3 protein-coding genes are annotated in these 3,285 nt (G+C 49.2%); all 3 read left to right on the forward strand.

The window, feature by feature from the left end:
• The 3 genes from GX135_06405 (at position 1) to GX135_06415 (ending at position 3,138) form a co-directional block, all read left to right on the forward strand.
• Positions 1-936: an SDR family oxidoreductase gene (locus tag GX135_06405; protein NLN85718.1), complete on the forward strand. Its 936-nt coding sequence runs from the start codon at positions 1-3 to the stop codon at positions 934-936.
• A 54-nt stretch (positions 937-990) separates the two neighbouring features.
• Entirely contained in the window at positions 991-1,449 is a 459-nt protein-coding gene (locus tag GX135_06410) for a GxxExxY protein (GenBank protein NLN85719.1), read from the forward strand.
• A gap of 81 nt (positions 1,450-1,530) precedes the next feature.
• Positions 1,531-3,138 (forward strand): sugar transferase, encoded by a 1,608-nt coding sequence (locus GX135_06415; GenBank protein ID NLN85720.1) that lies wholly within the window; start codon positions 1,531-1,533, stop codon positions 3,136-3,138.
• Positions 3,139-3,285 lie beyond the last annotated feature (147 nt).

Below are 3,285 nucleotides of genomic sequence, written 5' to 3' on the forward strand. Positions count from 1 at the left end.
ATGAAATACTTAGTCACCGGCGGAGCCGGCTTCATCGGCTCAAACATCGTTCAAGAGCTTCTGCGTCAAGGCATGGAAGTGCGGGTTTTGGACAACTTTGCCACCGGCAAACGCGAAAACATCCTGCCGCTACTAAAAAACCCACAGCTCAGTCTTTTTGAGGGAGACCTGCGCTCCTTCCACATCGTGCGCGCCGCCGTGAAGGGCGTGGACTACATTCTGCACCAGGGCGCGCTGCCTTCCGTGCCGCGTTCCATCGCTGATCCCATCACTTCCAACGATGTGAACATTCTGGGCACGCTAAACCTGTTGGAAGCCGCCCGCGAATTTGGCGTAAAGCGCATGATATGTGCATCATCCTCATCGATTTACGGCAACAGCGAAAGCCTGCCCAAGGTGGAAAGCATGCCCGTAAACCCGATGTCGCCCTATGCGCTCACAAAATACGCCCAGGAACGCTATTGCCAGGTTTTTTACCAGCTCTACGGCCTCGAAACCGTGTCCTTGCGCTATTTCAACGTATTTGGCCCCAACCAGGACCCCAGCTCGCAATACAGCGCGGTCATCCCCAAATTCATCCGCCTCATCCAGCAGGACAGGGAGCCCGTGATCTATGGCGACGGCAGCCAGAGCCGCGACTTCACCTACGTGGAAAACAACGTCTGGGCAAACATCCAGGCCTGCACCGCGCCCAAAGCCGCTGGGGAAGTGATAAACGTCGCCTGCGGAGAGCGTTACACCCTGCTGGACCTCGTACAAATGATAAATAGCATCCTGGGAAAAGACATCCAGCCCCGCTTCGAACCGGAACGTCCCGGTGATGTGAAACATTCCCTGGCGGGGATAGACAAAGCGCGGGAGTTGTTGGATTATGAGGTGCGGGTGGATTTCCGTGAAGGCCTTGAACGTACAGTTGATTATTTCAGAATAGATTAGGGATACACAGGATGATGAGGATTAAAAAGGGATTTTAAAGGTTTTGAACACTAAATGAGCGACAAGAATATCACACTCTTACATAACGATCTCACTGAAACAATTATTCCCTGCTTCTATTCAGTTTATAACACCTTGGGCTTTGGCTTTTTGGAAAAAGTTTACGAAAATGCCATGCTGCGCGAAATGGAAAAACGCGGCCTAAAAGCACAGTCTCAATATCCAATTCGAGTTTTTTACGATGGCTTTGCGGTTGGTGACTATTATGCCGATATTGTGGTTGAGGGCAAAGTTATCATCGAGCTAAAAGCCAGCGCTTCAATCATTAATGACCACATTCTTCAGCTTCAAAACTATCTGAAAGCCACTGATTTCGAAGTTGGTCTTCTGTTGAATTTTGGGACGGTGCCTCAGGTACGAAGGAAAGAATACAAAAATATGCACAAACCAAACCTCATCAATGTCTTACAGCATAACATGGACAGTGAAGACCTTCAACTTAATAAAGAATAACAACATGACTTACAACTCATTCATTTCAAAAATGATCTTTTTTCATCATCTTAATCCTGTGCATCCCTAATCTATATCACCATGAAAAATAAAAACCTCCGCCTCTTCCTCCTCCTGCTTCTGGACATCCTCATCATCCTCTTCTCCTTCCTTTTTGTGGCCAAAATGCGTTCCGGAACCAAGCGCATGCTGGCGGATTTCGTGTGGTGGCGCGCATTTCTCGCCTTCTCGCTCATCTGGGTTTTGGGCGGCATTTTAGGCGGAAAATACCAGTTGGATAAAGTAACACGGGGCAAGCACATGCTGCGCCAGATTGTCAACAGCGATGCTTTCGCCTCGGCCGCGATCTTTGGTCTGATGTATGTTTTCGGCCAGTTCCGCTTTTCCCGCAAGGTTGTTTTGGGCACCATGCTGGGCACTGTCGGCTTGGAACTCTTCATTTTCATGGGCATCTACTACGCCTTAAACTTCCGCCGCGAAAACCAAAATTATGCCTCGGCGCCTCTCACAACCAAATCCCCAGCTCTGGAAGAAGCGCAAAGTCCCGCCGACCTTCTGCAATTTCCCGCCGAAATCCCCGCCATCAACCACAGCGTCTATGCCCCAGTTTTTTCCCAAAACGGCATCAGCGACAGCGTCAACCAGCATCTGCGCCAAAACTATCTCCGCAACACCGATAAACTCTACGAATTCCTCGCGGAATTTCTCGATCTCGAACGCTTTGCCAGCAACCGCACCCTGATTCTGAATTCTGAAGTTCTCTTCAACATCGAAAACGAGCCACCCGCCTCCAGACAGATGTTCATAAACCTACACCGCATAAACGACTTACGCCGCATGAATGTCTATCTCATCAAAGCCAATCAACTGCTGGAGGACGGCGGCGTTTTCATCTGTCACGGACAAACCATCACCCAGCGCCGCGCCCATTTCAACCGAAAATACAGCCCCGTTTTCGGCCCGCCGCTATATTTCCTGGATTTCCTGTTACGCCGCGTGATGCCCAAATTGCCCATTTTCCAGGGTTGGTATTTCGCGCTCACCAAGGGCAAAAACCGCGCGCTTTCCGAAACGGAGATGATGGGACGCTTCTATTTCTGTGGCTTCGAGCTGGTTCACAAGCGCGAAATCGATGGCTTCATGCACTTCATCCTGAAAAAAACCAATCCACCCAGCAGAGACCCAAACCCAAGCTACGGCCCGCTGATTCGTCTCAAACGCCTGGGCCAAAACCGAAAAGTTATCTATCTCCGCAAATTCCGCACCATGCACCCCTACAGCGAATATCTGCAGGATTACGTTTTCCAAACCAACGCCCTGCAGGATGGCGGAAAATTCAAAAACGATTTCCGGGTCACCTCCTGGGGTAAAGTTTTGCGCAGCCTGTGGATAGACGAATTGCCCCAACTCTACAATTTCTTCAAGGGCGAACTGGCCCTGGTGGGCGTGCGGGCTCTCAGCGAACACTATTTTTCCTTGTATCCCCTTGATATGCAGGAACTTCGTCTCACATTCAAACCAGGCCTCATCCCACCTTTTTACACCGACCTGCCCGAAAGCTTCGAGGAAATTGTGGAATCCGAACGCCGCTATATTTTGGCAAAACAACAAAAACCCTTCGCCACAGATTGGAAATATTTCTGGCGTGGATTTTGGAATATCCTCTTCAACCGTGCCCGCAGCAAGTGATTGTGTCAGATGTTGTTAAATCTTGTTTGAAGAGACCGGAATATATATAAACATTTTATAATAATCACGTAATCGAAGGAGAAAGCATGAGAAAGGCTTTTCTTTTATTTGCAATGTTATTGATGACAATACTTGCCTTTGCGCAAA

This window comes from Candidatus Cloacimonadota bacterium (assembly GCA_012522635.1).
Classification (GTDB): domain Bacteria; phylum Cloacimonadota; class Cloacimonadia; order Cloacimonadales; family Cloacimonadaceae; genus Syntrophosphaera.